The organism is Pseudomonas sp. R37(2017), from assembly GCF_002113375.1.
GTDB lineage: Bacteria > Pseudomonadota > Gammaproteobacteria > Pseudomonadales > Pseudomonadaceae > Aquipseudomonas.
The window spans coordinates 93,304-118,623 of sequence record NZ_NEHO01000010.1 but is presented as its reverse complement, the minus strand read 5'-3'; the positions used below and the strand labels follow the sequence as shown (position 1 = coordinate 118,623).

Annotated in this window: 20 protein-coding genes; 10 read left to right on the top strand and 10 right to left on the bottom strand. The window is 59.4% G+C overall.

Features of this window, described 5'->3' with window-relative positions:
• Window positions 1–252 precede the first annotated feature (252 nt).
• Entirely contained in the window at window positions 253–1,917 is a 1,665-nt protein-coding gene (gene ettA / locus CAG47_RS17545) for an energy-dependent translational throttle protein EttA (RefSeq protein WP_085726113.1), read from the bottom strand.
• A 285-nt stretch (window positions 1,918–2,202) separates the two neighbouring features.
• On the opposite strand from ettA, the gene CAG47_RS17540 reads away from it, so the two are divergent.
• From CAG47_RS17540 to CAG47_RS17520, 5 genes are all read left to right on the top strand, one after another.
• Window positions 2,203–6,051 carry an EAL domain-containing protein gene (locus tag CAG47_RS17540; protein WP_085726112.1) on the top strand — a complete coding sequence of 1,283 codons (3,849 nt, stop codon included), beginning with the start codon at window positions 2,203–2,205 and terminating at the stop codon, window positions 6,049–6,051.
• A gap of 251 nt (window positions 6,052–6,302) precedes the next feature.
• Complete coding sequence (gene glyA / locus CAG47_RS17535; RefSeq protein ID WP_085726111.1) at window positions 6,303–7,556, top strand: serine hydroxymethyltransferase; 1,254 nt, start codon at window positions 6,303–6,305, stop codon at window positions 7,554–7,556.
• Window positions 7,557–7,821: 265 nt separating this feature from the next.
• Window positions 7,822–9,135: a C4-dicarboxylate transporter DctA gene (locus CAG47_RS17530; protein WP_085726110.1), complete on the top strand. Its 1,314-nt coding sequence runs from the start codon at window positions 7,822–7,824 to the stop codon at window positions 9,133–9,135.
• A gap of 57 nt (window positions 9,136–9,192) precedes the next feature.
• The gene (locus CAG47_RS17525; RefSeq protein WP_085726109.1) at window positions 9,193–9,897 is read left to right on the top strand and encodes a FadR/GntR family transcriptional regulator; all 705 of its coding nucleotides are present in this window, start codon (window positions 9,193–9,195) and stop codon (window positions 9,895–9,897) included.
• Between the two features lie 25 nt (window positions 9,898–9,922).
• Window positions 9,923–10,612: a GntR family transcriptional regulator gene (locus CAG47_RS17520; protein WP_085726108.1), complete on the top strand. Its 690-nt coding sequence runs from the start codon at window positions 9,923–9,925 to the stop codon at window positions 10,610–10,612.
• A 101-nt stretch (window positions 10,613–10,713) separates the two neighbouring features.
• Here CAG47_RS17520 and yjiA read toward each other — a convergent pair whose 3' ends face one another.
• From yjiA to CAG47_RS17505, 3 genes are all read right to left on the bottom strand, one after another.
• The gene (gene yjiA, locus CAG47_RS17515) at window positions 10,714–11,685 is read right to left on the bottom strand and encodes a GTPase (protein ID WP_085726107.1); all 972 of its coding nucleotides are present in this window, start codon (window positions 11,683–11,685) and stop codon (window positions 10,714–10,716) included.
• Between the two features lie 162 nt (window positions 11,686–11,847).
• Entirely contained in the window at window positions 11,848–12,045 is a 198-nt protein-coding gene (locus CAG47_RS17510; RefSeq protein WP_007937254.1) for a YbdD/YjiX family protein, read from the bottom strand.
• Between the two features lie 15 nt (window positions 12,046–12,060).
• Window positions 12,061–14,127 (bottom strand): carbon starvation CstA family protein, encoded by a 2,067-nt coding sequence (locus CAG47_RS17505; protein WP_085726106.1) that lies wholly within the window; start codon window positions 14,125–14,127, stop codon window positions 12,061–12,063.
• A gap of 160 nt (window positions 14,128–14,287) precedes the next feature.
• Between CAG47_RS17505 and CAG47_RS17500 the strand changes: the two genes are divergently transcribed.
• Window positions 14,288–14,656 carry a PilZ domain-containing protein gene (locus CAG47_RS17500; protein WP_085726105.1) on the top strand — a complete coding sequence of 123 codons (369 nt, stop codon included), beginning with the start codon at window positions 14,288–14,290 and terminating at the stop codon, window positions 14,654–14,656.
• 130 nt (window positions 14,657–14,786) lie between these two features.
• Here CAG47_RS17500 and radA read toward each other — a convergent pair whose 3' ends face one another.
• Window positions 14,787–16,154, bottom strand: coding sequence for a DNA repair protein RadA (gene radA, locus CAG47_RS17495; protein ID WP_085726104.1), 1,368 nt, complete (start codon window positions 16,152–16,154; stop codon window positions 14,787–14,789).
• A 588-nt stretch (window positions 16,155–16,742) separates the two neighbouring features.
• On the opposite strand from radA, the gene mscL reads away from it, so the two are divergent.
• The gene (gene mscL, locus CAG47_RS17490; RefSeq protein WP_085726103.1) at window positions 16,743–17,156 is read left to right on the top strand and encodes a large-conductance mechanosensitive channel protein MscL; all 414 of its coding nucleotides are present in this window, start codon (window positions 16,743–16,745) and stop codon (window positions 17,154–17,156) included.
• Between the two features lie 43 nt (window positions 17,157–17,199).
• On the opposite strand, the gene CAG47_RS17485 is transcribed toward mscL, so the two are convergent.
• Window positions 17,200–17,976, bottom strand: a complete 777-nt coding sequence (locus CAG47_RS17485) for a ferredoxin--NADP reductase (protein ID WP_085726102.1) — start codon at window positions 17,974–17,976, stop codon at window positions 17,200–17,202.
• Window positions 17,977–18,277: 301 nt separating this feature from the next.
• Between CAG47_RS17485 and CAG47_RS17480 the strand changes: the two genes are divergently transcribed.
• Window positions 18,278–18,991 (top strand): autoinducer binding domain-containing protein, encoded by a 714-nt coding sequence (locus CAG47_RS17480; protein ID WP_085726101.1) that lies wholly within the window; start codon window positions 18,278–18,280, stop codon window positions 18,989–18,991.
• A 175-nt stretch (window positions 18,992–19,166) separates the two neighbouring features.
• Complete coding sequence (locus tag CAG47_RS17475; RefSeq protein WP_085726100.1) at window positions 19,167–20,291, top strand: class I SAM-dependent methyltransferase; 1,125 nt, start codon at window positions 19,167–19,169, stop codon at window positions 20,289–20,291.
• A gap of 64 nt (window positions 20,292–20,355) precedes the next feature.
• Here CAG47_RS17475 and CAG47_RS17470 read toward each other — a convergent pair whose 3' ends face one another.
• The 3 genes from CAG47_RS17470 to CAG47_RS17460 form a co-directional block, all read right to left on the bottom strand.
• Window positions 20,356–20,523, bottom strand: a complete 168-nt coding sequence (locus CAG47_RS17470; RefSeq protein WP_085726099.1) for a DUF2474 domain-containing protein — start codon at window positions 20,521–20,523, stop codon at window positions 20,356–20,358.
• Between the two features lie 85 nt (window positions 20,524–20,608).
• The gene (gene cydB, locus CAG47_RS17465) at window positions 20,609–21,616 is read right to left on the bottom strand and encodes a cytochrome d ubiquinol oxidase subunit II (protein WP_085726098.1); all 1,008 of its coding nucleotides are present in this window, start codon (window positions 21,614–21,616) and stop codon (window positions 20,609–20,611) included.
• Window positions 21,617–21,619: 3 nt separating this feature from the next.
• Entirely contained in the window at window positions 21,620–23,056 is a 1,437-nt protein-coding gene (locus CAG47_RS17460; protein ID WP_085726097.1) for a cytochrome ubiquinol oxidase subunit I, read from the bottom strand.
• 390 nt (window positions 23,057–23,446) lie between these two features.
• On the opposite strand from CAG47_RS17460, the gene CAG47_RS17455 reads away from it, so the two are divergent.
• A complete protein-coding gene (locus tag CAG47_RS17455) occupies window positions 23,447–24,697 on the top strand; it encodes an MFS transporter (RefSeq protein ID WP_085726096.1) in 1,251 nt (416 codons plus the stop codon).
• A 6-nt stretch (window positions 24,698–24,703) separates the two neighbouring features.
• On the opposite strand, the gene CAG47_RS17450 is transcribed toward CAG47_RS17455, so the two are convergent.
• Entirely contained in the window at window positions 24,704–25,255 is a 552-nt protein-coding gene (locus tag CAG47_RS17450) for a DJ-1 family glyoxalase III (RefSeq protein ID WP_085726095.1), read from the bottom strand.
• Window positions 25,256–25,320 lie beyond the last annotated feature (65 nt).

The following is a 25,320-nucleotide window of genomic DNA, read 5'->3' as shown; positions in this document are numbered from 1 at the left end:
GAAATTAAATGGTGCGCAGGATATAAATTCACCTGGTTTTTTGGGCGTTTTTGCACCTGAATGGGGATTGATGATCTGGCGTTTGCACCACAAGGGAGATCGCTTTCGCGAGCAGGCTCGCTCCCACAGCTTGAAACGCATTCCCCTGTGGGAGCGAGCCTGCTCGCGATGAATGCGCTGCGCAATCATTGAAAAAACACACCAAAAAAAACGGAGCCCGAAGGCTCCGTTCTTTATGCAACCAACCCGAAATCAGGCCAGTTTCTTGTGCCGTACACGGTGCGGCTGGGCAGCCGCTTCGCCGAGACGCTTTTTGCGGTCGGCTTCGTACTCGGTGTAGTTGCCTTCGAAGAACACCGCTTGCGAGTCGTCTTCGTACGCCAGGATGTGAGTCGCGACGCGGTCAAGGAACCACCGATCGTGAGAGATCACAATGGCGGCGCCCGGGAAGTCCAGCAGGGCTTCCTCCAGGGAACGCAGGGTTTCGACGTCGAGGTCGTTGGACGGTTCGTCGAGCAGCAGGACGTTGCCGCCCTCTTTCAGGGTCAGGGCCAGGTGCAAGCGACCGCGCTCACCACCGGACAGGTCCTTGACGAACTTCTGCTGATCGCCGCCCTTGAAGTTGAAGCGACCGACGTAGGTACGCGACGGGATCTCGTAGCTGCCGATGCGGATCTGGTCGGAACCGTCGGAGATCTGCTGGAACACGGTCTTGCTGCCGTCCAGGTCTTCGCGGCTCTGGTCGACGCAAGCAAGCTGCACGGTTTCACCGACTTCGATGCTGCCCGAATCCGGCGTTTCCTTGCCCATCAGCATGCGGAACAGGGTCGACTTACCGGCACCGTTACCGCCGATCACGCCGACAATGGCACCTTTAGGCATGGAGAACGACAGGTTGTCGATCAGCACGCGATCGCCATAGCCCTTGGTGACGTTCTTGAATTCGATGACCTTGTCGCCCAGGCGCGGACCGGCCGGGATATAGATCTCGTTGGTTTCGCTGCGCTTCTGGAATTCCTGCGATTGCATTTCTTCGAAACGTTGCAGACGAGCCTTGGATTTCGACTGGCGGGCCTTGGCGCCTTTGCGCACCCATTCCAACTCTTCCTTCATGGCCTTTTCGTGGGCCGACTGCTGCTTGGATTCGGCAGCCAGACGCTCGGACTTGGCCTCCAGCCAACCCGAGTAGTTGCCCTCGTAGGGAATGCCGGCGCCGCGGTCGAGTTCCAGAATCCAGCCGGCAACGTTGTCCAGGAAGTAACGGTCGTGCGTGATCGCGACCACGGTGCCCGGGAAGTCGTGCAGGAAGTGCTCGAGCCACGCAACGGAGTCGGCATCCAGGTGGTTGGTCGGTTCGTCGAGCAGCAGCATGTCCGGTGCGGACAGCAGCAGGCGGCACAAGGCCACACGACGCTTTTCACCACCGGAGAGGTGTTCGACCCTGGCATCCCAGGCCGGCAGGCGCAGCGCATCGGCGGCGACTTCCAGCTGACGCTCCAGGTTATGGCCGTCGCTGGCTTGCAGGATGGCTTCGAGCTTGGCCTGTTCGGCGGCCAGCTTGTCGAAGTCGGCATCCGGATCGGCGTAGGCCGCGTAGACCTCATCCAGACGCGCTTGAGCGTCCTTGATCACGCTCACCGCTTCCTCGACCACTTCACGCACGGTCTTGGCCGGATCCAATTGTGGTTCCTGCGGCAGGTAGCCGATGTTCAGCTCCGGCATCGGGCGGGCTTCGCCCTCGAACTCGGTGTCGACGCCAGCCATGATTTTCAGCAGCGTGGACTTACCCGAACCGTTGAGGCCGAGCACGCCGATCTTGGCGCCAGGGAAGAAGGACAGAGAAATGTTTTTCAGGATTTCCCGCTTCGGCGGAACAACTTTGCCCAGCCGATGCATGGTGAATACGTATTGAGCCATGGAGAACCTAGGGTCAGTGACAGATGAATGATTAGGGCACAGGCGATGCCTGGCCAGGCTGTGCGCGTCACCCGATTGAGAGCATTTCAATACATGGACGCTGAAAAAGCCCTGGGAGCTGGAACGCTCCCGCATAACCGACAAAGCTACCTTAATGACAGATGGCAGTCCAGCCGACGGGCTGGGGCTGGCACTTCGCCACAACTCAAGGCATGCTAGCCGCCCTTCGGGCGTCCGGCTTATAGTGCACGTCGCGCCAGTCCAGCCAAACCGCAGGATTACAGCTTGTCCAATGTTCCTCCGCTTCTGACTTCCAGCGCGCCGGCCACTACGCCCGGCTCGCCCCTGCGCGGGACCTTGAAGGGCACATTGGCGACACTTGTGTTATTGCTGCTGGCCCTGCTGTTCTGGCAGTTGCTCGATCAGTTGCGCGAAACCCAGAAAAACCAGCGTCAGTACACCATCGACTACACCGCCGACCTGGCCGCGCAGGTCAGCCTGAACATGGCGCTCAACGCGCAGATAGCCCTCAATCTGTTGCCGATCGTCGAGCAACCGCAGGACGCCGACGAACTGCAGGCGCTGCTGCGCAAGCTGCAACAGTCGCTGCCTGATCTGCGCAGCCTGGCTTTGCTCAGCCCGTCGGGAAGAGTCATCAGCGACAGCGCTCCCGACAGCGCTGACAGCGACTACCTGGGCGAACTGGTACGCCGCAGCCACTCCCAGGCGCACTACTTCAGCAACGCCACCGACGGCTCCGTGGTGCATTTGTTGTTGCATCAGGCCAGCGGCAGCTCCCGAGGTTATTGGGCCTTGCGCCTGACCCCCACATTCTTTTCGTCCCTGACCAAGCAAAGCGAGGCCGCTGACCGCCCGTTATGGCTGGTGGAGAACCGCATCAATCATCAGATCATCAGCCGCGACGAAGCGCAGCCCTCGGTCAACCCGGGAACGCTGACCGCCGACGATATCGCCAACAGCGTACTGACGGTTCCGCTAAGCAGTAGCGATTGGCAAATGCGCGGTTTGTTCGACCGTCAGCGCGTACTGGAAGAACTGCTGCCGGCGTTCATCGGCAAATGCCTGCTGGGCCTGGCGTTTTCCATGCTGCCGTTTCTCGCCTTGCTGAACATGCGCAGGCGTCAACGTCAGGTGAGCGAAGGGCGTCGACGTTACCAGGATATTTTCGAAGGCACCGGCGTGGCCCTGTGTGTCCTCGACATGTCCGGGCTCAAGAACTTCTTCGACAAGTCGAAATTGCAGGACAGTGAGCAACTGAAAACGTGGCTGGCGGTTGCGGGACAACGTCGGCAACTATTGCAGGAACTGCGGATCACCGAAGTCAACCAGGTTGCACTGCAGCTGCTTAATGTCGATAACACCGACAAGGCCTGGAAACTGCTGATCGACGGCAACCCGCAGGACGGCGCCGCCATCGGCAATCAGGTGCTCGACGCGGTGCTCAACCGGCAGCAACAGCTTGAGCTGGAAATCAAACTGCAGGATGCCAGCGGTCGCGACCAGCATCTGTGGCTGGTGCTGCGCCTGCCGCAAACCCAGGACGACTTTAAAGCGGTAATCCTGAGCATCACCGACATCACCAGCCGCAAGCTCATCGAACTGTCATTGCAGGAGCGCGAAGGGTTCTGGTCAGACGTGGTGCGCACGGTGCCGGATCATCTGTATGTGCAGGATGTGATCAGCCAGCGCATGATCTTCAGCAACCACCATCTGGGCCAGACCCTGGGCTACAACCGCACCGAGCTGCAGCAGATGGGCGAATACTTCTGGGAAATCCTCCTGCACCCCGAAGACGCCGACTATTACCATCGCTCCCGCCAGGTCCAGCGCCAGGCCGGTTATCGCCAGTTGATGCAATGCCAGTTGCGCTTCCGCCATCGGGACGGCCAGTGGCGACGTTTCGAGATTCGCGAGCAGGCACTGGCGCGGGACAAGGACGACCAGGTCACGCGGATCATCGGCGTGGCCAAGGATATTACTGACCAGATCGAAGCCAGCGAATCGCTGCGTGACAGCGAGCAGCGCTATCGGATGCTCGCCGAAAGCATCAGCGACGTGATCTTCTCCACCGACAGCCGCCTCAACCTCAATTACGTCAGTCCTTCGGTGCAAGCAGTGCTGGGCTATGACACCGAATGGATTTTCCAGAACGGCTGGCAATCGACCATCGCCAACCCGCAACAACTGACCGGCATCTATCACCTGATGGACCGGGTCAGCAAAGCGCTGGATAAACCGGATCAACTGGCGCTGTTACGCAGCCAGGTGCAAACCCAGCTGTTCCTGTTCGATTGCCTGCGGGCCGACGGGCGCAAGATCCCGATCGAATTGCGGCTGGTGCTGGTCTGGGACGAACACGGCGCTTTCGAAGGCGTGCTGGGGGTCGGTCGCGACATCAGCCAGCAACGCCGGGCCGAAAAAGACTTGCGCATGGCCGCCACGGTATTCGAACACTCGACCTCGGCGATCCTGATCACCGACCCGGCCGGCTATATCGTCCAGGCCAACGAAGCCTTCAGCCGTGTCAGCGGTTATGCCGTGGAGCAGGTGCTCGACCAGTTGCCGAACATGCTGACCGTCGACGAACAGCAGGAAACCCATCTGCGTTACGTGCTCAAGCAATTGGGCCAGCACAGCACCTGGGAAGGCGAAGTCTGGCTCAAGCGCCGCAATGGCGAGCATTACCCGGCCTGGGTGGGGATCACCGCCGTACTCGACGATGAAGGCGACCTGGCCAGCTACGTGTGCTTCTTCAGCGACATCAGCGAGCGCAAGGCCAGCGAACAGCGGATTCACCGCCTCGCCTACTACGATGCCCTGACCCACCTGCCCAATCGTTCGCTGTTCCAGGATCGCCTGCACACGGCCCTGCAATCGGCCGAACGGCAGAAGTCGTGGGTGGTGCTGATGTTCCTCGATCTCGACCGCTTCAAACCGATCAACGACTCCCTGGGCCACGCCGCCGGCGACCGCATGCTCAAGGAAATGGCCACCCGCCTGCTCGGTTGCGTCGACGATGACGACACCGTGGCGCGCATGGGCGGCGACGAATTCACCCTGCTCCTGCAACCGCGAGCCAACCGTGAGATCGCCCTGAACCGGGCCATTCATGTGGCCGAACAGATTCTCGCCAGCCTGGTGAAACCCTTCGTGCTCGAGGGCCGCGAGTTCTTCGTCACGGCCAGTATCGGCATCGCCCTGAGCCCGCAGGACGGCAATGAACTCAGCCAACTGATGAAAAACGCCGACACGGCGATGTACCACGCCAAGGAGCGTGGCAAGAACAACTTCCAGTTCTATCAGGCGGACATGAACGCCAGCGCCCTGGAGCGACTGGAACTGGAAAGTGACTTGCGCCACGCCCTGGAACAGAACGAGTTCGCGCTGTATTACCAACCGCAGTTCAGCGGTGACGGCAAGCGCCTGACCGGTGCCGAGGCGTTGCTGCGCTGGCGTCATCCTCGCCGCGGGCTGGTGCCGCCAGGAGATTTCATTCCGGTGCTCGAGGAGCTCGGGTTGGTGGTGGATGTCGGTGACTGGGTGATCGGCGAAGCCTGCCGTCAACTCAAGGCCTGGCATCAGGCCAGGGTACGGGTACCGAAGGTGTCGGTGAACATCTCGGCGCGGCAGTTCTCCGATGGTCAGCTCGGCACTCGAATCGCCACCATCCTCAAGGAAACCGGCCTGCCGCCGGCGTGCCTGGAACTGGAACTCACCGAAAGCATCCTGATGCGCGAAGTCAGCGAGGCGATGCAGATCCTCGACGGTCTGAAAAACCTCGGCCTGAGCATTGCGGTCGACGACTTCGGTACCGGTTATTCATCGCTCAACTACCTCAAGCAGTTCCCGATCGACGTACTGAAGATCGACCGCACCTTCGTCGATGGCCTGCCCAGCGGCGAGCAGGATGCACAAATTGCCCGGGCGATCATTGCCATGGCCCACAGCCTGAACCTGGCGGTGATCGCCGAAGGCGTGGAGACCCATGAACAGCTGGACTTCCTGCGCGAACACGGTTGCGACGAGGTGCAGGGCTACCTGTTCGGGCGCCCGATGCCGGCGGGCCGGTTCGAAGGGCAATTCAGCAATGATGCGTTGTTCATGTTCGATTGAGATTTTCGGTACAGCCAATGACGCCTTCGCGAGCAGGCTCGCTCCCACAGTGGATCTGCAGTGTTTGTACACTTTGCGTACAACCGAGAGCCCTGTGGGAGCGAGCCTGCTCGCGAAGAGGCCGCCACAGACGCCGCATATCCGGTCATGAAGCCCACTTGTCTGCGACATGATGCCGTTTCATATGCCTTCCAAAACCCGTTGGGGTAGAATGCCCCCCTTTTCCGCCCCCCCGATCCTTGAGGACCGCCATGTTCAGCCGTGATTTGACTATTGCCAAGTACGACGCCGATCTCTTTGCCGCCATGGAGCAAGAAGCTCAGCGCCAGGAAGAGCACATTGAGCTGATCGCTTCGGAAAACTACACCAGCCCTGCGGTGATGGAAGCTCAAGGCTCGGTACTGACCAACAAGTACGCCGAAGGCTACCCGGGCAAGCGCTACTACGGTGGTTGCGAGTACGTAGACGTCGTCGAGCAGTTGGCTATCGATCGCGCCAAGGAGCTGTTCGGTGCCGACTACGCCAACGTTCAGCCACACGCCGGTTCGCAAGCCAACAGCGCCGTTTACCTGGCCCTGCTGTCGGCTGGCGACACCATCCTGGGCATGAGCCTGGCACACGGCGGTCACCTGACCCACGGCGCCAGCGTTTCGTCTTCGGGCAAGCTGTACAACGCCATCCAGTACGGCATCGACTCCAACGGCCTGATCGACTACAACGAAGTCGAGCGCCTGGCTGTCGAGCACAAGCCAAAAATGATCGTGGCCGGTTTCTCTGCCTACTCGCAGGTCCTCGACTTCCCGCGCTTCCGTGAAATCGCTGACAAAGTCGGTGCCTACCTGTTCGTCGACATGGCCCACGTGGCCGGCCTGGTTGCCGCTGGCGTCTACCCGAACCCGGTTCCATTCGCTGACGTCGTGACCACCACCACCCACAAGACCCTGCGCGGTCCACGTGGCGGCCTGATCCTGGCTCGCGCCAACGCCGACATCGAGAAGAAGCTGAACTCCGCCGTATTCCCTGGCGCCCAGGGCGGCCCGCTGGAGCACGTGATCGCCGCTAAAGCGATCTGCTTCAAGGAAGCACTGCAGCCTGAGTTCAAGGCTTACCAGCAACAAGTGGTGAAAAACGCCCAGGCCATGGCCGGCGTGTTCATCGAGCGCGGCTTCGACGTGGTGTCGGGCGGTACTCAGAACCACCTGTTCCTGCTGTCGCTGATCAAGCAGGAAATCTCCGGTAAAGACGCCGATGCCGCTCTGGGCAAAGCGTTCATCACCGTGAACAAGAACTCCGTACCAAACGACCCACGCTCCCCGTTCGTCACTTCCGGCCTGCGCTTCGGCACCCCGGCTGTGACCACTCGCGGCTTCAAGGAAGCAGAGTGCAAGGAACTGGCCGGCTGGATCTGCGACATCCTGGCTGACCTGAACAACGAAGCGGTGATCGATGCCGTTCGTGAGAAGGTCAAGGCCATCTGCAAGAAGCTGCCGGTGTACGGTGCTTGATAAGCTCCGCTAAACCGCACTGAAAAAACCGGCCAGAGATGGCCGGTTTTTTTTTGCCCGTTTTTTATTCAGCCGGGGGAAAGTCTCTGAACCGGGCTCTCTTACCAGCTGGTAAGACCGGTCATGCCAATTTTCTAATTTTTACTTGCGAATACCCAAAAACAGCGCCTAGACTCCACCTGCACTGGACATACCGGTAAGACCACAATAATTAAGTCCTGAAGCTCCGCATACGGCAGCCAGGACACCGACCAGGATTCCTCCCATGCTCAGATGGTGCTCGCGTTCAATCTTCCTCCAAGTGGTTCTCGGACTGGTGCTCGGCATCGTCTGCGGGCTGACCCTTCCCGAATACTCCGCTCAGCTCAAACCGCTCGGTGACGGTTTTATCAAGCTGATCAAGATGCTCATTGGCTTGATTGTGTTTTGCGTAGTGGTCAGCGGCATCAGCGGTGCCGGCGACCTGAAAAAGGTCGGGCGCATCGGCCTGAAATCGGTGATCTACTTTGAAATCCTTACCACCATTGCGCTGGTGATCGGTCTGGTATTCGCCTTCAGCACCGGGATCGGCAGCGGTGCGAACATTCATCTGGACCAGCTCTCTACCGCCGACATGGGCGATATTGCCCAGCGCGGTCAGCACATGCACACCACCACGCAGTTCCTGATGGACCTTATCCCGACGTCGGTCATTGGCGCGTTTGCCGACAACAACATCCTGCAGGTCCTGCTTTTTTCGGTGCTGTTTGGCAGCGCGCTGAATCTGGTGGGCGAAGCAGCGTCGGGCATTTCGCGATTGATCAATGAGCTGAGCCACGTGATCTTCCGCATCATGGGCATGATCGTGCGTCTGGCGCCTATCGGCGTGTTCGGCGCAATCGCTTTCACCACCAGCAAATATGGCCTGGATTCGCTGCAGCACCTGGGCAGCTTGGTCGGCCTGTTCTACCTGACCTGCGTGGCCTTCGTGGCCCTTGTTCTCGGCTTGGTGATGCGCCTGTCCGGCTTGAAAATGTGGCCGTTGCTCAAGTATCTGCGCGAGGAATTGCTGATCGTCATGGGTACCGCGTCGTCCGATGCCGTGCTGCCTCAAATCATGCGCAAGCTTGAACATCTGGGCATCGGCAGTTCGACGGTCGGGCTGGTGATTCCTACCGGTTACTCGTTCAACCTCGACGGTTTTTCGATCTACCTGACCCTGGCCATCGTGTTCATCGCCAATGCCACCGGAACGCCATTGGCCATGACCGATCTGTTGACGATTCTGTTGGTGTCGCTGATCACCTCCAAGGGTGCGCATGGTATTCCGGGCTCGGCGCTGGTGATTCTGGCGGCCACCCTGACGGCCATCCCGGCGATTCCAGTGGTAGGTCTGGTGCTGGTACTGGCCGTGGACTGGTTCATGGGCATTGGCCGGGCGCTGACCAACCTGATCGGCAATTGTGTCGCCACTGTGGCCATCGCCCGCTGGGAAAAGGACATTGATGTCCAGCGGGCGAACAAGGTGCTTTCCGGCCAGGTGGGTTATAGCTTCCAGCCGAGAAAACCAGTCGCGCCGGCGCATCAGCAAGAATTTTGAATCAACTGGGAGCTCGCCAGAGAGCGGGCTCCCCTGCCTTTACCCATGGAGTAAACCGTGATCAGCACTTCAACCGTCGTCAACTCAGTCGTGGAAAAACTTCGGGCCGCTTTGGCCCGAGGTCAGTGGCGCTCCGGCGAAATGCTGCCGGGGCAACGTGAACTGGCCGAACAACTGGGTATCAGCCGCCCGAGCCTGCGTGAGGCAGTGATCGTGTTGGAAACCCTCGGCCTGGTGCGCTCGATGCCGGGCAAAGGCGTGGTGGTGCTCGACGCCAGTCTCGCCGACAGTCAGCCCCATGAAAGCGCTGTGGCCGCGGCGAGCCTGGAAGACGTATTGCAACTGCGCTACACCCTCGAGCCGTTCATCGTTGGCCTGGTCGCGCAATCCATCAGCAGCAAGGAAGTCGGGCAACTGCGCCTGACCCTGATGGACATGCGCGAAGCCCTGGAGGCCAATGACAGTGAAGCCGGCGCAAGCGCCTACATCGCGTTCCACGAAGAACTGTTCACGCTGACGTCGAACCCGATCTTCCAGAGCGTGGTCCAGCAAACCAGCAATGCCCTCAAGCAAAGCACCGAAGTGTTGCGCAACTCCCCGGAGCATCTGGCTGAACGCCTTGAAGAAAACGAAGCCGTGGTGCGGGCGATCCGCAGCAAGAACAGCGCCCAGGCCAGCGCCGAGATGCGTCGGCATATTTTGCGCGAAGGGCAGCGCATGGGCATCGAACTGAACATTCCGGAAGACAACCTCGGCAGTTGAAACCTCTTCGAACTGGAGATTGGCCATGAACAGCTTCGCCTCGCCACAAACACTCGCTACCCTGCCCGTCCGTCCTTCGGTGGATGATCTGTATTCGCGAGTCCTGGATGCCATTTTGGAACAACGCATCCATTCGGCCAGTCGCTTTACCGAAGAAAGCCTGGCGCAGATGTTCGGTGCAAGGCGCAATGACATGCGTGATGTGCTGACGCGACTGTCCCATCAACAGATCATCATCCTACGCGTCAATCATCGGCCCCGCGTCGCCGAACTTAATGTCGAGCAGACCCGACAGACCCTGCATGCCCGGCGTCTGGCCGAGATCATGCTGGTGCGGCTGGCCTGTCAGCGTCCCTGCGTGCAAGACTTGAAGCGCCTGCGAGCACTGGTCGAAAACGAGCGCCAATGCACCGAACGTGGCCGGGCGATTCGTTTGTCGGGAGAGTTTCATTTGCAGTTGGCACAAATGGCGGGGAATGCACCGTTGGCGCATTTTCTTGAGAGTCTGGTACCGCTGACTTCACTCGCGGTTGCGCAGTTTGATCTGCAGCAGAAAGATTATTGCGTGGAGCAAGTGCACATGGAGATCCTGGATGCGCTGGAGCAAGGAGACGCCGCGACGGCCCAGGCCGCGCTCAACCGACATCTGGACTATCTGGAAGATGTGTTGCTGAGCCCTGCATCGGCACTGGGTCAAAACTGTGCCGCTGGTTAATCCGCTTTCGCGGGCAGGCTCGTTCCCACAGGTAACTGCACTTTAAATGTGGGGCGAGCCTGCTCGCGATGGCAGCTTAAAACTCGCAGCAACTTCTGACTTTAATCCGCCGCCACCCGCGCAAAACCCTCGCGAATCTTTTCCTCCGGCAAATCATCGGCAATGAACACGATCACGCTCTCGCGCACTTCGTCTTCAGCCCACTCGGTATCCCAGTCGAAACCATAAAGCTTCAGCACCCCCTGGAACACCATGCGCCGCGGTTCGCCAAGGATGTTGAGCACGCCTTTGTAGCGCAGCAACTGCCTGCCATGCTCCTCCAGCAGTTCGTTCATGAACTCGCTGAGCTTATCGATATCCAGCGGTTTTTCAGTGCGCAGCACCAGGCTGGAAATGCGGTCGATGGACGGCGCTTTGCTCACCGGGCGCAAACTTACCCCGCCACCAAGATCGGCATTGAGATTGAAACCACGCACGTCGAGCAATTCGGCCAGGTCGATCCTGCCGTGGTCGACCACGCGGATCGGGGCGCGACGGTTGATGCGGGTCAGGCGCTCGCTCAACGCGGTGAAGGTCGGCTCGTCCACCAGATCGCGCTTGCTCACCAGCAGGCGGTCGGCAAAACCGACCTGTGCCTGGGCAATGGTCTGGGCCAGGTGCAGATCGGCATGGGCCGCGTCCACCAGGGTAATGATGCCGTCCAGGATATAGCGCTCGCGCAACTCTTCATCGATGAAAAAAGTCTGCGCCACGGGAGCCGGGTCGGCCAGGCCGGTGCATTCGATCACCAGACGGTCGAAGGCGATATCGCCCTGGTCCAGGCGCTCCAGCAACAAGTAAAGCGCCTTGGTCAGGTCCGTATGAATGGTGCAGCAAACGCAGCCGTTTGACAGCGTCATCACTTGCACCGGCTCGTCGCCCAACAACTGGGTATCGATGCCGGCATCGCTGAATTCGTTCTCGATCACGGCGATTTTCAGGCCGTGCTCGGTTTTGAGCAGGTGGCGCAACAGGGTGGTCTTGCCGGCACCGAGGAAACCGCTGAGGATCGTGACCGGGATGGGAGAGGACAAAATTGATCTCCTGTTTCACAAAACTGATAAACAACACAAAACAAATGTGGGAGCGAGCCTGCTCGCGAAGGGGTCGTCAGCTTCAACAATTATGCTGACTGATACACCGCTTTCGCGAGCAGGCTCGCTCCCACAGGTTTTGCTGTCAATCCGATAACCGGATCAACAGCACTTCGGCCCACCCTTGCCACCGTAACGGGCTTCCTGGCGTTCGCGGAAGAACGCCTCGTAGCTCATCACCGGTTTGTCCGGGTGTTTGGTCTGCATATGCTCGACGTAGTTGTCGTAGTCGGGCATGCCGACCATCAGGCGCGCGGCCTGACCGAGGTATTTACCGAGGCGACTCAGGTCATTGAACATGGTGCAAATCCTCGATCACGCTTCCGGCAGCGCATGGAAAGGCGATTCCTTATCCGTACGCTCCTTGCTGCCCCAGGCGGAAATACCGATCTTGAGCGCATAGAACAGAATGCTGAACACCACGAACAGGAACAGCGCGGTCAGCGTTGCGTTGGTATAGGCGTTGAAGATCACGTGCTGCATCTGGGTGATGTCCTTGGCCGGGGCGAGGATCTGACCATTGGCCAGGGCATCGCTGTATTTTTTGGCCAGCGACAGGAAGCCGATCGCCGGGTTGGCATCGAACAGCTTGATGAAGCCTGCCGTAGTGGTGCAGACCAACAACCATACGGCCGGCACCAGGGTCACCCAGATGTAGCGTTGGCGTTTCATCTTGATCAGCACCACGGTGCCGAGCATCAGCGCGATGCCCGCCAGCATCTGGTTGGAGATACCGAACAGCGGCCACAAGGTGTTGATGCCGCCCAGCGGGTCGATCACGCCCTGGTACAGCAGATAACCCCACATGGCCACGCAACCGGCGGTGGCGATCAGGTTGGCGGTCCAGGATTCGGTGCGGCGCAAGGCCGGCACGAACGAACCGAGCAAGTCCTGCAGCATGAAGCGACCGGCACGGGTACCGGCATCCACGGCCGTCAGGATGAACAGCGCTTCGAACAGGATCGCGAAGTGGTACCAGAACGCCATGGTGTTCTCGCCCGGCAGAACACTGTGCAGGATCTGCGCGATCCCCACCGCCAGGGTCGGCGCGCCACCGGCACGGGCCAGGATGGTGGTTTCACCGATGTCATGGGCCACGGCCTGCAACGCGTCCGGAGTGATGGCAAAGCCCCAGTTGCTGACCGCCGTCGCTACCGCCACCACATCACCCCCGACGACTGCCGCCGGACTGTTCATGGCGAAGTACACGCCCGGCTCGATCACCGAGGCGGCGACCATCGCCATGATCGCCACGAAGGATTCCATCAACATGCCGCCGTAACCGATGTAGCGGGCGTTGGTTTCGTTATCCAGCAGTTTCGGCGTGGTCCCTGAAGAGATCAGCGCATGGAAACCCGAGACCGCGCCACAGGCGATGGTGATGAACAGGAACGGGAACAGACCGCCCTTCCATACCGGGCCGGTGCCATCGATGAACTGGGTCAGTGCCGGCATTTTCAGCTCGGGCATGGTGATCAGAATGCCGATGGCCAGGGCCACGATGGTGCCGATTTTCAGGAAGGTGGAGAGGTAGTCACGGGGTGCCAGGATCAGCCACACCGGCAACACGGCCGCGACAAAGCCGTAACCGATCAACATCCAGGTGATTTGTACGCCTGTGAAGCTGAACGCCTTGGCCCACACCGGATCCGCGGCAACCTGCCCGCCGAGCCAGATCGAACCGAGCAGCAACAGCACGCCGATGATGGAGATTTCGCCGATGCGGCCCGGACGGATGTAGCGCATGTACACGCCCATGAACATCGCGATAGGAATGGTCGCCATCACCGTGAAAATACCCCACGGGCTTTCGGCCAGGGCCTTGACCACGATCAGCGCCAGCACCGCGAGGATGATGATCATGATCAGGAAGCAACCGAACAGCGCGATGGTGCCGGGGATGCGGCCCATTTCCTCGCGGACCATGTCGCCCAGGGAGCGGCCGTTGCGGCGGGTCGACATGAACAGGACCATGAAGTCCTGCACCGCACCGGCCAGCACCACGCCCGCGATCAGCCACAGCGTACCAGGCAAGTAGCCCATTTGCGCCGCCAGCACCGGACCGACCAGCGGCCCCGCGCCGGCGATGGCCGCGAAGTGGTGCCCGAAGAGAATGTGTTTGTTGGTCGGCACGTAGTCCAGACCGTCATTGTTAAGCACGGCGGGAGTGGCCCGTCGCGCATCGAGTTGCATGACATTGTTGGCGATGAACAGACTGTAGTAGCGGTATGCAACCAGATAGATGGCCACGGCAGCGACCACAATCCACAAGGCGTTGATTGCCTCGCCTCGGCGCAATGCCACGACACCCAGGGCGCACGCACCTGCGATTGCCAGCAGCAGCCAAGGCAAATGGCGTAGCGGGCTATTATTATTTTTCATTTTATTATTCCAGCCAGAGTGGACAAGAAAGACAGCCACCCCGAGTTTAGCGCTCCTGACGGCAAAGACCATACCCCGACATTGGTCTAGACGGCTGCCTGCGCTGGCAGCCTTGAAGAATGCAAGTCTATAGTCAGCGTACATCTACGAGGATCGCGCCATGAGCGAGCACCCTGCCGAACGTCGCCGTTTCAAACGAATTGCGTTCGATGCCCGAACCGAGCTGAGTCAGGGTAAGCACACCTGGCCAGTGAAGTTGATCGATCTGTCGCTCAAGGGGTTACTGATCGAGCGACCCGTCCCATGGCTGGGCAATCCGTGGCAGGACTTTCTGGTCGACATTCATCTGAGCGAAGAGGCCGATATCACCATGGATGTGCAATTGGCCCACGACAACCATGGCCAGCTCGGTTTTACCTGCCTGCACATCAGCCTGGAGTCTATCGAACGGCTGCGGCGATTGATCGAGCTCAACCTGGCTGATCCGCAGGAGCTGGAGCGAGAGTTGGGTGCGCTGATCGAAATCTGACGGTCTGACAACCGTCCTGTGTGGGAGCGAGCCTGCTCGCGAAGAGGACATCACATTCAACATTGATGTTGTCTGTCATGCCGTCTTCGCGAGCAGGCTCGCTCCCACAAGCTCCGTATTTCGCCAGCAACTATTCGAACAAAGCGTCCAGCGCCTGTTCCAGCCGAGTCACGGCAATGATCTGCAACCCTGCCGGCGCCTCTTTCGGCGCATTGCCCTTGGGCACGATGGCCCGCTTGAAGCCGTGCTTGGCAGCTTCCTTCAAACGCTCCTGACCGCTCGGCACCGGACGCACCTCACCGGAAAGCCCGACTTCACCGAACACCAGCAGATCGTGGGGCAACGGCCGGTTGCGCAAGCTGGACATCACTGCCGCCATCAACGCCAGGTCGGACGCCGTTTCCAGTACCTTGACCCCGCCGACCACGTTGAGAAACACGTCCTGATCGTGGGTCGGAATACCACCGTGACGGTGCAGCACCGCCAGCAACATCGCCAGCCGGTTTTGATCCAGGCCCAGCGTGACCCGGCGCGGGTTGGCCAGATGACTGTCGTCCACCAGCGCCTGCACCTCCACCAACATCGGCCGCGTACCTTCCCACGTAGCCATCACCACACTGCCCGGGACTTCTTCCTGAGCGCGGGTCAGAAAAATCGCCGAGGGATTGGAGACTTCTTTCAGGCCCTTGTCGGTCATGCCAAACACACCCAGTTCATTGACGGCACCGAAGCGGTTCTTTACCGCCCTCAGCAGACGCAGGCGCCCGTCGGACTCACCCTCGAAATACAACACCGTATCGACCATGTGTTCCAGCACCCGTGGGCCGGCCAGCGCGCCTTCCTTGGTAACGTGGCCCACCAGGAAGATCGCCGTACCGCTCTGTTTGGCATAACGCACCAGCAACGCCGCGCTTTCACGCACCTGGGATACGCCCCCCGGTGCCGATTGCAATTGCTCGGTAAAAATCGTCTGGATGGAGTCGATCACCATCACCCTGGGTTTTTCCTGGCGGGCCGTGGCAATGATGCTTTCGATGCAGGTTTCGGTCATGACCCGCAATTGATCCTGGGGCAGTCCCAGGCGTCGCGCACGCATGGCCACTTGCTGCTGGGACTCTTCACCGGTGACGTAGAGCGCCGGCATGCCCTTGGCGAGGTTGCACAAGGTTTGCAACAGAATGGTCGACTTGCCGATGCCTGGGTCGCCACCGATCAGCACCACCGAGCCATCCACCAGACCACCACCCAGAACCCGGTCGAGCTCGCTGGAAGCGGTGGAGAAGCGTGGAACTTCTTCGACACTGACTTCGGCCAGGGTCTTGATCTGCGCCTGCTGGCCGGCCCAACCGGTACGACCACTGGGAGCGGCCGCCCCGCCGCTTTCCACCATGGTTTCAGTGAGCGTGTTCCAGGCCCCGCACTCGCTGCACTGGCCGGCCCATTTGGGGAAGGTTGAGCCGCACTCGGTGCAGCCGTACATGCGCTTGGCCTTGGCCATCGGAACTCCCGGAAAAAAAATGCGATGATAGCTCAGCCAAGGCGCGCGAGTGCGGCCAGATAGTTCGCAACCTCTTTGACAACTTCAAATAACCCTATTAAATACAGGTATATTCAAATGCAGCTGCCCTATAGAAGCCTTGAAAACCTGTACAAACTTTATTCATTTCAATATTGCTGTACAACTTCTAAAACACTCACACAAACGCTGTATTGACTCAGGAATACACACAACTTTCCAGACACAAAAAAAACAAACTAAACGGTTAATCTAACCACCACTGCAACAACAACTAATTCCCGTAGAAAACCCCGACCACTAATAAGTCGACAATTTTTAACATTCCGATTCATGAATGATCTTTCAACGTGGCTCTCTCACACAAACGACGCCATTTCACTGAAAGAAAATGTCGCATGCAAACTCCGCAGAAGACTTGACCGCTCCTCGGATGAGTTCAATCAGTGAGTTTTTCGACGCCACCAGGGTCGATGGCTGGCAAGCACGGCAGGACGTCGATTCGAGCAGGATGCGATTAGCTGATTTACACTGCCTTCATCAACCTCATCTGTAACAAGGAAATAACCTATGGGCGTGCTAAACGAGTTCAAGGCCTTCGCGGTCAAAGGCAACGTGGTCGACATGGCCGTCGGCATCATCATCGGTGCGGCTTTCGGCAAGATCGTGACGTCGTTTGTCGGAGACCTGATCATGCCGCCAATCGGGCTGCTGATCGGTGGCGTGGACTTCAGCGATCTGGCCATAACACTCAAGGCAGCGGAGGGTGCCACTCCAGCGGTGGTACTGGCCTATGGCAAATTCATTCAGACCATCATCGACTTCGTCATCATCGCCTTCGCGATCTTCATGGGCGTCAAGGCTATCAACCGCCTGAAGCGCGAAGAGGCCGTGGCCCCCAGCTTGCCGCCGGCTCCAACCAAAGAAGAAGAGCTGCTGGGCGAGATCCGCGACTTGCTCAAGGCGCAAAACAACCGGCCTTGACTGCATTAGCAAAAAAAACGGCGCCTTTGAGGCGCCGTTTTTCTTACCAGAAGTTTTCCACCGCCACCTGGCCAGGTCGCCGGCTGAGGCTAAGGTGCATGTCCCGCTGTTTAAGCAGCTTGCGCGTGTCATCGATCATCTGCGGATTGCCGCACAGCATGACCCGTGAATGCTCGGGCGTCAGCGCAACACCCGCGGCGCGCTCCAGCTCGCCGTTTTCAATCAGCGTGGTGATCCGCCCGTTCAATGCACCGGGATGCTGCTCACGAGTGACAGTGGCGATGAATTGCAGTTTGTGTGCGTACTCCGCCAGATGCTCAAGTTGCGCCAGGCCCGCGATCAGCTCCTGATAAGCCAGTTCCCGGGCTTCGCGGACACTGTAGACCAGGATGATCCGCTCGAATCTCTCCCAGACTTCGAAGTCCTGGAGTATCGACAGGAACGGCGCGATGCCCGTGCCTGTGGATAACAACCACAAATCACGTCCATCGACAAAACGGTCCGGCGTCAGGTAGCCGAAGGCCTGGCGGTCGACCAGCAATGCATCACCGACGCCCAGGCAGCTGAGCTCACTGGTGAACTCACCGCCCGGTACGACAATGGAAAAGAACTCGAGGAACTCGTCATAGGGCGAAGACACCATGGAATAGGCGCGCCATACCGTGCTGCCGTCAGCCTTGGTGACGCCCAACCGGGCAAACTGCCCCGCCCGAAATCGAAACCCTGCATCCCGCGTGGCGCGCAGGGTAAACAGGTTCGGGGTCAACGGATGGACCTCGAGCAAGGTCTGGCGCGTAAATTTTTCTTCGCTGACGGACATGGAAGGCTCCAATCAAAAGATACCCCAGTGTCCCGCAAAGTCGGCAGCGTAAACACAGACAGTTTGTAGTGGCATTAATATGCACTAGTGGTCGATCACTAAATGCCACGCACAATCATAATTGTAAAATGACACATGGCATTTTATAACGCCTATATGTCTAAGAACCTGAAGCACACTTTTTCAACAGTCAAAAGAGCAAAATTGTCGCACCAACTCAGTAGGAACTGTCCTACACTTCGTGACGTGCCGGATCCTGGATCCAAAAGCACGAACAAGAACAAGCCGATGGAGAATAACCATGGAGATCTGGAAGGAATCACAGCTTAAGCAATTGGCCCATGCACAAGAGATTAATACTGCTTATCGAATCGCGCTCAACTTCGCCAGAAACCTTGGATATAAATTCTTTGGGTTTTCAATTACTTCCAACTCGGTCGGGGCAGAGGCCAACCCAGTGAGCCTGAACAATTTCCCGCCTGAATGGAACATTCAATATGAAAAGAACAACGCCCAAGAAGTAGATCCGATAGTGGCGTACTGCAATCAGTCAATGTTGCCTGTGGTCTGGAGTGAAGAGCTTTTTTCCAAGGCACCATGGCTATGGCAGTTGCTGCAGCAACACGGCTTGCAGCATGGCTGGTCACAGGCGATCCACGATGAGGAAGCTGGTCTTAACAGCATTCTCAGCCTGGCCAGAAGCCACTGCCCGATTTCAGCCTACGAGTTGTACGAAAACCTTGGCTTCTCGGTGTTCATCAGTCGCCATTTGCACGCTCTGGCGCTAGGGATGCAACCGAAAAAGCCGGTTCGTCCCAAGACGCCCCCCTTGTCGCGGCGGGAACTCGAAGTCCTGAAACTCTCGGCCGATGGCAAAACGGCCTTTGAAGTGTCCAGGATCCTCAGTTTGAGTGAGCGCACGATCAACTTTCACGTGCACAAGGCTATTGAAAAGCTGGGCGTCAACAACAAGATTGCGGCAGTCATCGCCGCGGCCCGGTCCGGAGCTATCTGAAAGCGCCCTGCTGTGGGAAAACCTGCGGGTAATCCAGTCAAAAAAAACGTACCATTCGCGGTCCCTCCGAAGTGATGACGTGAAGACCTTCACGACGCAGTACACTCGGACGGCTCCGCCCGCTCCAACGCCTCAGGGCAGCGGGATATCCGTTGATTACCCAGAGCCCCGCCCCATGCCCTTGCTCGAAACACCCTTCGCCAGCCTCGACCTGATCCGCCAGCCCGAACAGCAGAACGAACCGCTGCAAGCTTTCGATGCCGCCGATGAATACCTGCTCAATCATCTGGCCGAACAGCAGCCCACGGCCGACACACGGGTATTGGTGCTCAACGACAGTTTCGGCGCGTTGGCGACCAGCCTGGCCGGCAAGGTGCGGGTGGTCAGCAGTGGTGATTCATTCCTGGCCATGCAGGGCCTGGAAAAGAACCTGGTGCGCAACGGCCTGGCGTTTGATGCGGTGCCCAGCGTACCTGCCAGCGCCCCCCTTGTCGGGCCGTTCGACCGGGTGCTGATCCGTGTACCGAAAACCCTGGCGCTGCTGGAGGAACAACTGATCCGCCTGCATGGTCAACTGGCACCCGGCACCCAAGTGGTTGCCGCGGCCATGATCAAACATCTGCCCCGGGCAGCGGGCGACCTGTTGGAGCGTTACATCGGCCCTGTGCAAGCCTCACTGGCCGTGAAGAAGGCGCGGCTGTTGATTGCCACGGCCGAAGACAAAACGCCTGCCATATCGCCTTACCCGACGCGATACAGACTCGACGACCCGGCTATCGAACTGCTCAACCACGCCAATGTGTTTTGCCGCGATGGGCTGGACATCGGCACACGGGCGTTTTTGCCACACCTGCCGAAAAATCTCGGCGCGGCGCGGGTCGCCGACCTCGGTTGTGGCAACGGCGTCCTGGCCATCGCCAGCGCCCTGCAAAACCCCGAGGCCCACTACACGCTTGTAGACGAGTCGTACATGGCGGTGCAATCGGCCAGCGAAAACTGGCGCGCGACGTTGGGTGGACGGGAAGTGACCGTGCGCGCCGGCGATGGCCTGGCCGGGCAGGCAGCGCAATCGCTTGACGTCGTGCTGTGCAACCCTCCGTTTCACCAACAACAAGTCGTGGGCGATTTCCTGGCCTGGCGGATGTTCCAGCAGGCGCGCGAAGCGCTGGTCGTGGGCGGCGCGCTGTATATCGTCGGCAATCGTCACCTGGGTTACCACAGCAAGCTGGCGCGATTGTTCCGTGGCGTCGAGCAAGTGGCGGCCAATCCGAAATTCGTGATCCTCAAGGCGCGTAAATAACAGGCAAAAAAAACCCTCCGACAGGAGGGTTGTAAATCCGTGCCTTGAGGCGACGGGAGAGATGTCAGTGCGTGGTCAGGCCGGCCGCGTTCATGAACAGGCGCATCAGGCTGGCGACGATGAACAGGGCGCCCACGCTGCCGACCCAGATCAGGGCCAACCAGCCGAGCCGCTGCCACAGCGGCTTTTTTTCGGCTTCTTCAATGTCGTGCAGGGAATGTTTGCCAGGCATGGCTCATTGCTCCATTCAGGGTGGATGGCATCCGTGTGGACGCCATCGTCGGAACGCCGCCCGGAGCGAGCTCGCTCCTACAGGGCTAATGATATCCGTCCTCGTGGGTGACCTTGCCGCGGAACACGTAGTAGCTCCAGAAGGTGTAGCCCAGGATGAACGGGATGATGAACAGCGTGCCCACCAGCATGAAGCCCTGGCTTTGCGGCGGCGCGGCGGCATCCCAGATCGAGATCGACGGCGGGATGATGTTCGGCCACAGGCTGATGCCCAGACCGCTGTAGCCAAGGAAGATCAGCACCAGGGTCAGCAGGAACGGCGTGTAATGCGCATTGCGGGCCACAGCGCGAATCAGGCCGTACATCGTCACCAGCACCAGGATCGGCACCGGCATGAACCAGAACAGATTCGGCATGGTGAACCAGCGCGCGGCGATTTCTGCGTGGGCCAGCGGGGTCCAGATGCTGACGATGCCGATCACCGCCAGCAGCACGAAGGCCAGTGGCCGCGCCAGATCATGCATCTGTTGTTGCAACTTGCCTTCGGTCTTCATGATCAGCCAGGTGCAGCCGAGCAACGCATACGCCACCACCAGCGCCGCACCACAGAACATCGTGAAAGGTGTCAGCCAGTCCAGTGAGCCACCGGCGAACTGCCGATTGACCACCGGCAGCCCATCGATGAACGCGCCGAGCGCAACCCCTTGGAAAAACGTCGCAGTCACCGAACCACCGATGAACGCCTTGTCCCACAGGTGACGCTTGTCGTCCCTGGCCTTGAAGCGGAACTCGAAGGCCACGCCGCGGAAGATCAACCCGATCAACATCAGGATCAGCGGCAGGTACAACGCCGAGAGCACTACCGAATAGGCCAGCGGAAACGCGCCGAACAACGCTGCGCCCCCCAGTACCAGCCAGGTCTCGTTGCCGTCCCAGACCGGGGCGACGGTGTTCATCATCACATCGCGATCGGTCTTGCCCGGAATGAACGGGAAGAGAATGCCGATGCCCAGATCGAATCCGTCCATGACCACGTACATCATGATGCCGAAGATGATGATCACGGCCCAGATCAGCGGAAGATCAATACCCATGATTCAAATCTCCTTGGTCAGGCTGTGGCCGGCATCGGCGTGATCGTCGTCGGCGGCGGACAGCGGACGGGCTGGCGTGCGTTTCTGGCCGGGGCCACCGTCGTTGGTTTCCTTGCCTTCGTCGATCTTCGGCCCCTTGCGCACCAGGCGCATCATGTAGCCAAGACCGGCGCCAAACAGCGCGAAATAGACCACGACAAACAGGATCAGGGTGATGCTCATCTGCATGACGCTATGGTTGGATGACGCATCTGCCGTGCGCATCAGGCCGTAGACCACCCACGGCTGACGGCCGATTTCCGTGGTGAACCAGCCGGCGAGGATCGCGATCAGGCCGGACGGCCCCATCCACAACGCCAGATACAGGAACGGCCGCGAGGTGTAGAGGGTGTCGCGCTTGCGCAGCCACAGGCTCCACAATCCGGTGAAGATCATCAGCAAGCCCAGGCCCACCATGATCCGGAACGACCAGAACACAATGGTCGAATTCGGCCGGTCTTCAGGCGGGAACTCCTTGAGCGCGGGCACCTGTTTATCCAGGGAGTGCGTGAGAATCAGGCTGCCCAGGTGCGGGATCTCGACGGCGAATCTGGTTTTCTCCTCTTTCATGTCCGGCCAGCCGAACAGGATCAACGGCGTCGCCTCGTTCCCTTTGTTTTCCCAGTGGCCCTCGATCGCGGCGATTTTCGCCGGCTGGTGCTCGAGCGTGTTCAGACCGTGGAAATCACCAATGACGGCCTGGATCGGCGCGACGATCAAAGCCATCCACATGGCCATCGAGAGCATTTTGCGAATCGCCGGGTTGTCCTTGCCGCGCAGCAAATGCCAGGCCGCGGAAGAACCGACAAAGAAGGCCGTGGCAACGAACGCCGCCGTGGCCATGTGCATCAGGCGATAGGGGAACGACGGGTTGAATATGATCGCCAGCCAATCCGTAGGAATGACCTGGCCGTTGACGATTTCGAAACCCTGCGGGGTCTGCATCCAGCTGTTCGAAGCAAGAATCCAGAACGTTGAAATCAGCGTACCGATAGCGACCATCACCGTGGCAAAGAAGTGCAGGCCACGCCCGACCTTGTTCCAGCCAAACAGCATGACGCCCAGGAACCCGGCTTCGAGGAAGAATGCCGTGAGCACTTCATAAGTCAGCAATGGCCCGGTTACCGAGCCGGCGAAGTCCGAAAAGCGGCTCCAGTTGGTGCCGAACTGATAGGCCATTACCAGGCCGGAAACCACCCCCATGCCGAAGTTGACGGCAAAGATCTTCGACCAGAAATGGTAGAGGTCGCGGTAGGTGTCGTTGTGGGTTTTGAGCCACAGGCCTTCGAGTACCGCCAGGTAGCTCGCCAGGCCGATGGTGATGGCCGGAAACAGGATGTGGAACGAGATGGTGAACGCGAACTGAATTCGGGCGAGATCAAGTGCCTCTAAACCGAACATAAGTCTTCCTCTGTCAGGTAGTACGGCTGCTGGCTGGAAGCCTGCACCCACGGCCCCCACGGATATGGAGTGTGGCGAATCCTGTTTGTTCTTTTTTTGCACGCATCACAACGCAGGGAGTCTGGCCTTGCGGCCACCGGATCAATTCCTTTTGTGGGTTTTGATCTGGATCAATCAACGTTGAAAGAGTAGTCCCAATTTCGGCGATGAACCGCGTGGTCTTTTGCCGCGTGACAAGTTGCCTCACGGCTTTGGTCATAGGCAGCAACACATTTCCTGCGGGAGGGTTAAGGAAATCGATGTCTGGCTAACTAATTTTTTTGTCATGGCAACTTTCTGTTACAGGTTGGTGATAATCTCGCCGTTCCCCTCTTCCCAGATTTCCCGCAGATGCCCAGCCAAGAGCCCTTGCTGTTACGTCACCATCGCCCATTTCTTGCGTTCTGGCTGGCCCGGATCTTTACCGCCAGCGGCTTCCAGATGCTTACCGTGGCCATCGGCTGGAACCTGTATCAGTTGACCGGCAACGTGCTCGACCTGGGTCTGGTCGGCCTGGTCGAGTTCGCCCCGCGCGTGCTGTTCATGCTGCACACAGGGCATGTCGCCGACCGCTATGACCGGCGCAAGGTCGCGGCGATCTGCCAGTCCTTGCAGGCATTGATCGCTTTGTCGCTGGCCATCGGCAGCGCGACCGACCACGTCACCCGGGAAATGATCTTTATCCTGGCCTTCCTGCTCGGGGCCGCTCGTTCCTTTGAAATGCCGACCACCCAGGCCCTGCTGCCCAGCATCGTGCCCAGCGCGCTGTTTCCACGGGCAGTGGCCGCCGCGCAATCGGCCCAGCAATCGGCCACCATCGTCGCCCCGGCCCTTGGCGGCTTGCTCTACGCCTTCGGCAGCGTCTGGGTGTATGGCCCGACGGTATTGCTGTATGTCATCGCCTGTTCGCTGATGCTCAACCTGCCAGCCCGGCAAACCCCGCTGAACAAGGGCAAGGCCACGCTGGATTCACTGCTGGCGGGCATTCGCTTTATCCGCAGTCGTCCGGACATTCTCGGGGCGATCTCCCTCGATCTGTTCGCGGTCCTGTTGGGCGGTGCGACGGCATTGCTGCCGGTGTTCGCCAAGGACATCCTGCTGACCGGGCCGTGGGGGTTGGGCCTGCTACGCTCGGCACCGGCAGTGGGTGCGTTGCTGATGTCGCTGTTCCTGGCGCGGTTTGCCGTGGAGCGCAACGTCGGGCGGGTGATGTTCACCGCCGTGGGCGTCTTCGGTGTGGCAACCATCGCCTTCGGCCTGTCGACCTCGTTCTGGTTTTCCCTGGCGGTACTGGTGGTATTGGGCGCGGCAGACATGATCAGCATGGTGATCCGCGCCTCATTCGTTCAACTGGAAACCCCGGACGAAATGCGCGGCCGGGTCAGCGCCGTGAACGGTCTGTTCATCGGTGCTTCGAACCAGTTGGGCGAATTCGAATCGGGCCTGACTGCCCACTGGTTCGGCACCGTGCCGGCCGTGGTCATGGGCGGGATCGGCACGCTGGTGGTGACCGGGGTGTGGGTCAAACTGTTCCCGACACTGGCCAGCCGCGATCGCATGCACGTGGCTAAAGATGCAGAGAAGGAAGCAGCGAAAGCCTGAAGCAGGCTAAACCAGCAACTCCCCCGCTACCGTCGTACGTGTGGCCTTACCGCAGAGTTGCTCCACCAGCGTCAGGGCAAACGCCAATGCGCCAGCCGAACCCTGGGCGGTGATGCAATTGCCGTCGACCACCACCGGTTGATCGACGAAGGTGCAGCCCGACAGTTGATGGCTGGCCGAGGGCAGACAGGTCATGCGCCGTTGACGCAATACGCCAAAGGCTTGCAACGCCACGGCAGGCGCTTCGGCAATGCCGGCGAACAGGCGACCGGCCGCCGCCTGATCCTTGATCAATTGTTGCAGGGGTTGATGTGCTGCCAGGTGCTGCGATCCCACCGCACCACCGGGCAAGGCAATCAGGTCGAACGGTTGCGCCAGCAAGTCCACCAGCATCGCATCGGACGTCAGCCGGGTGCCGCGGGCGCAGGTCAGCATGCGCCGTCCTTCGATACTGGCCACTACCACTTCTATTTTGGCGCGGCGCAGTACGTCGATCAGGGTCACGGTTTGCAGGTCGTCAGTGCCCTCGGCGAGGGCAATCAAGGCTCTAAAGGTCATCGGGGACTGTCCACAGAATGATCCTTTAAGCGTAGTCAGCTTTCCTGACCCTTGTTCGAGACCTG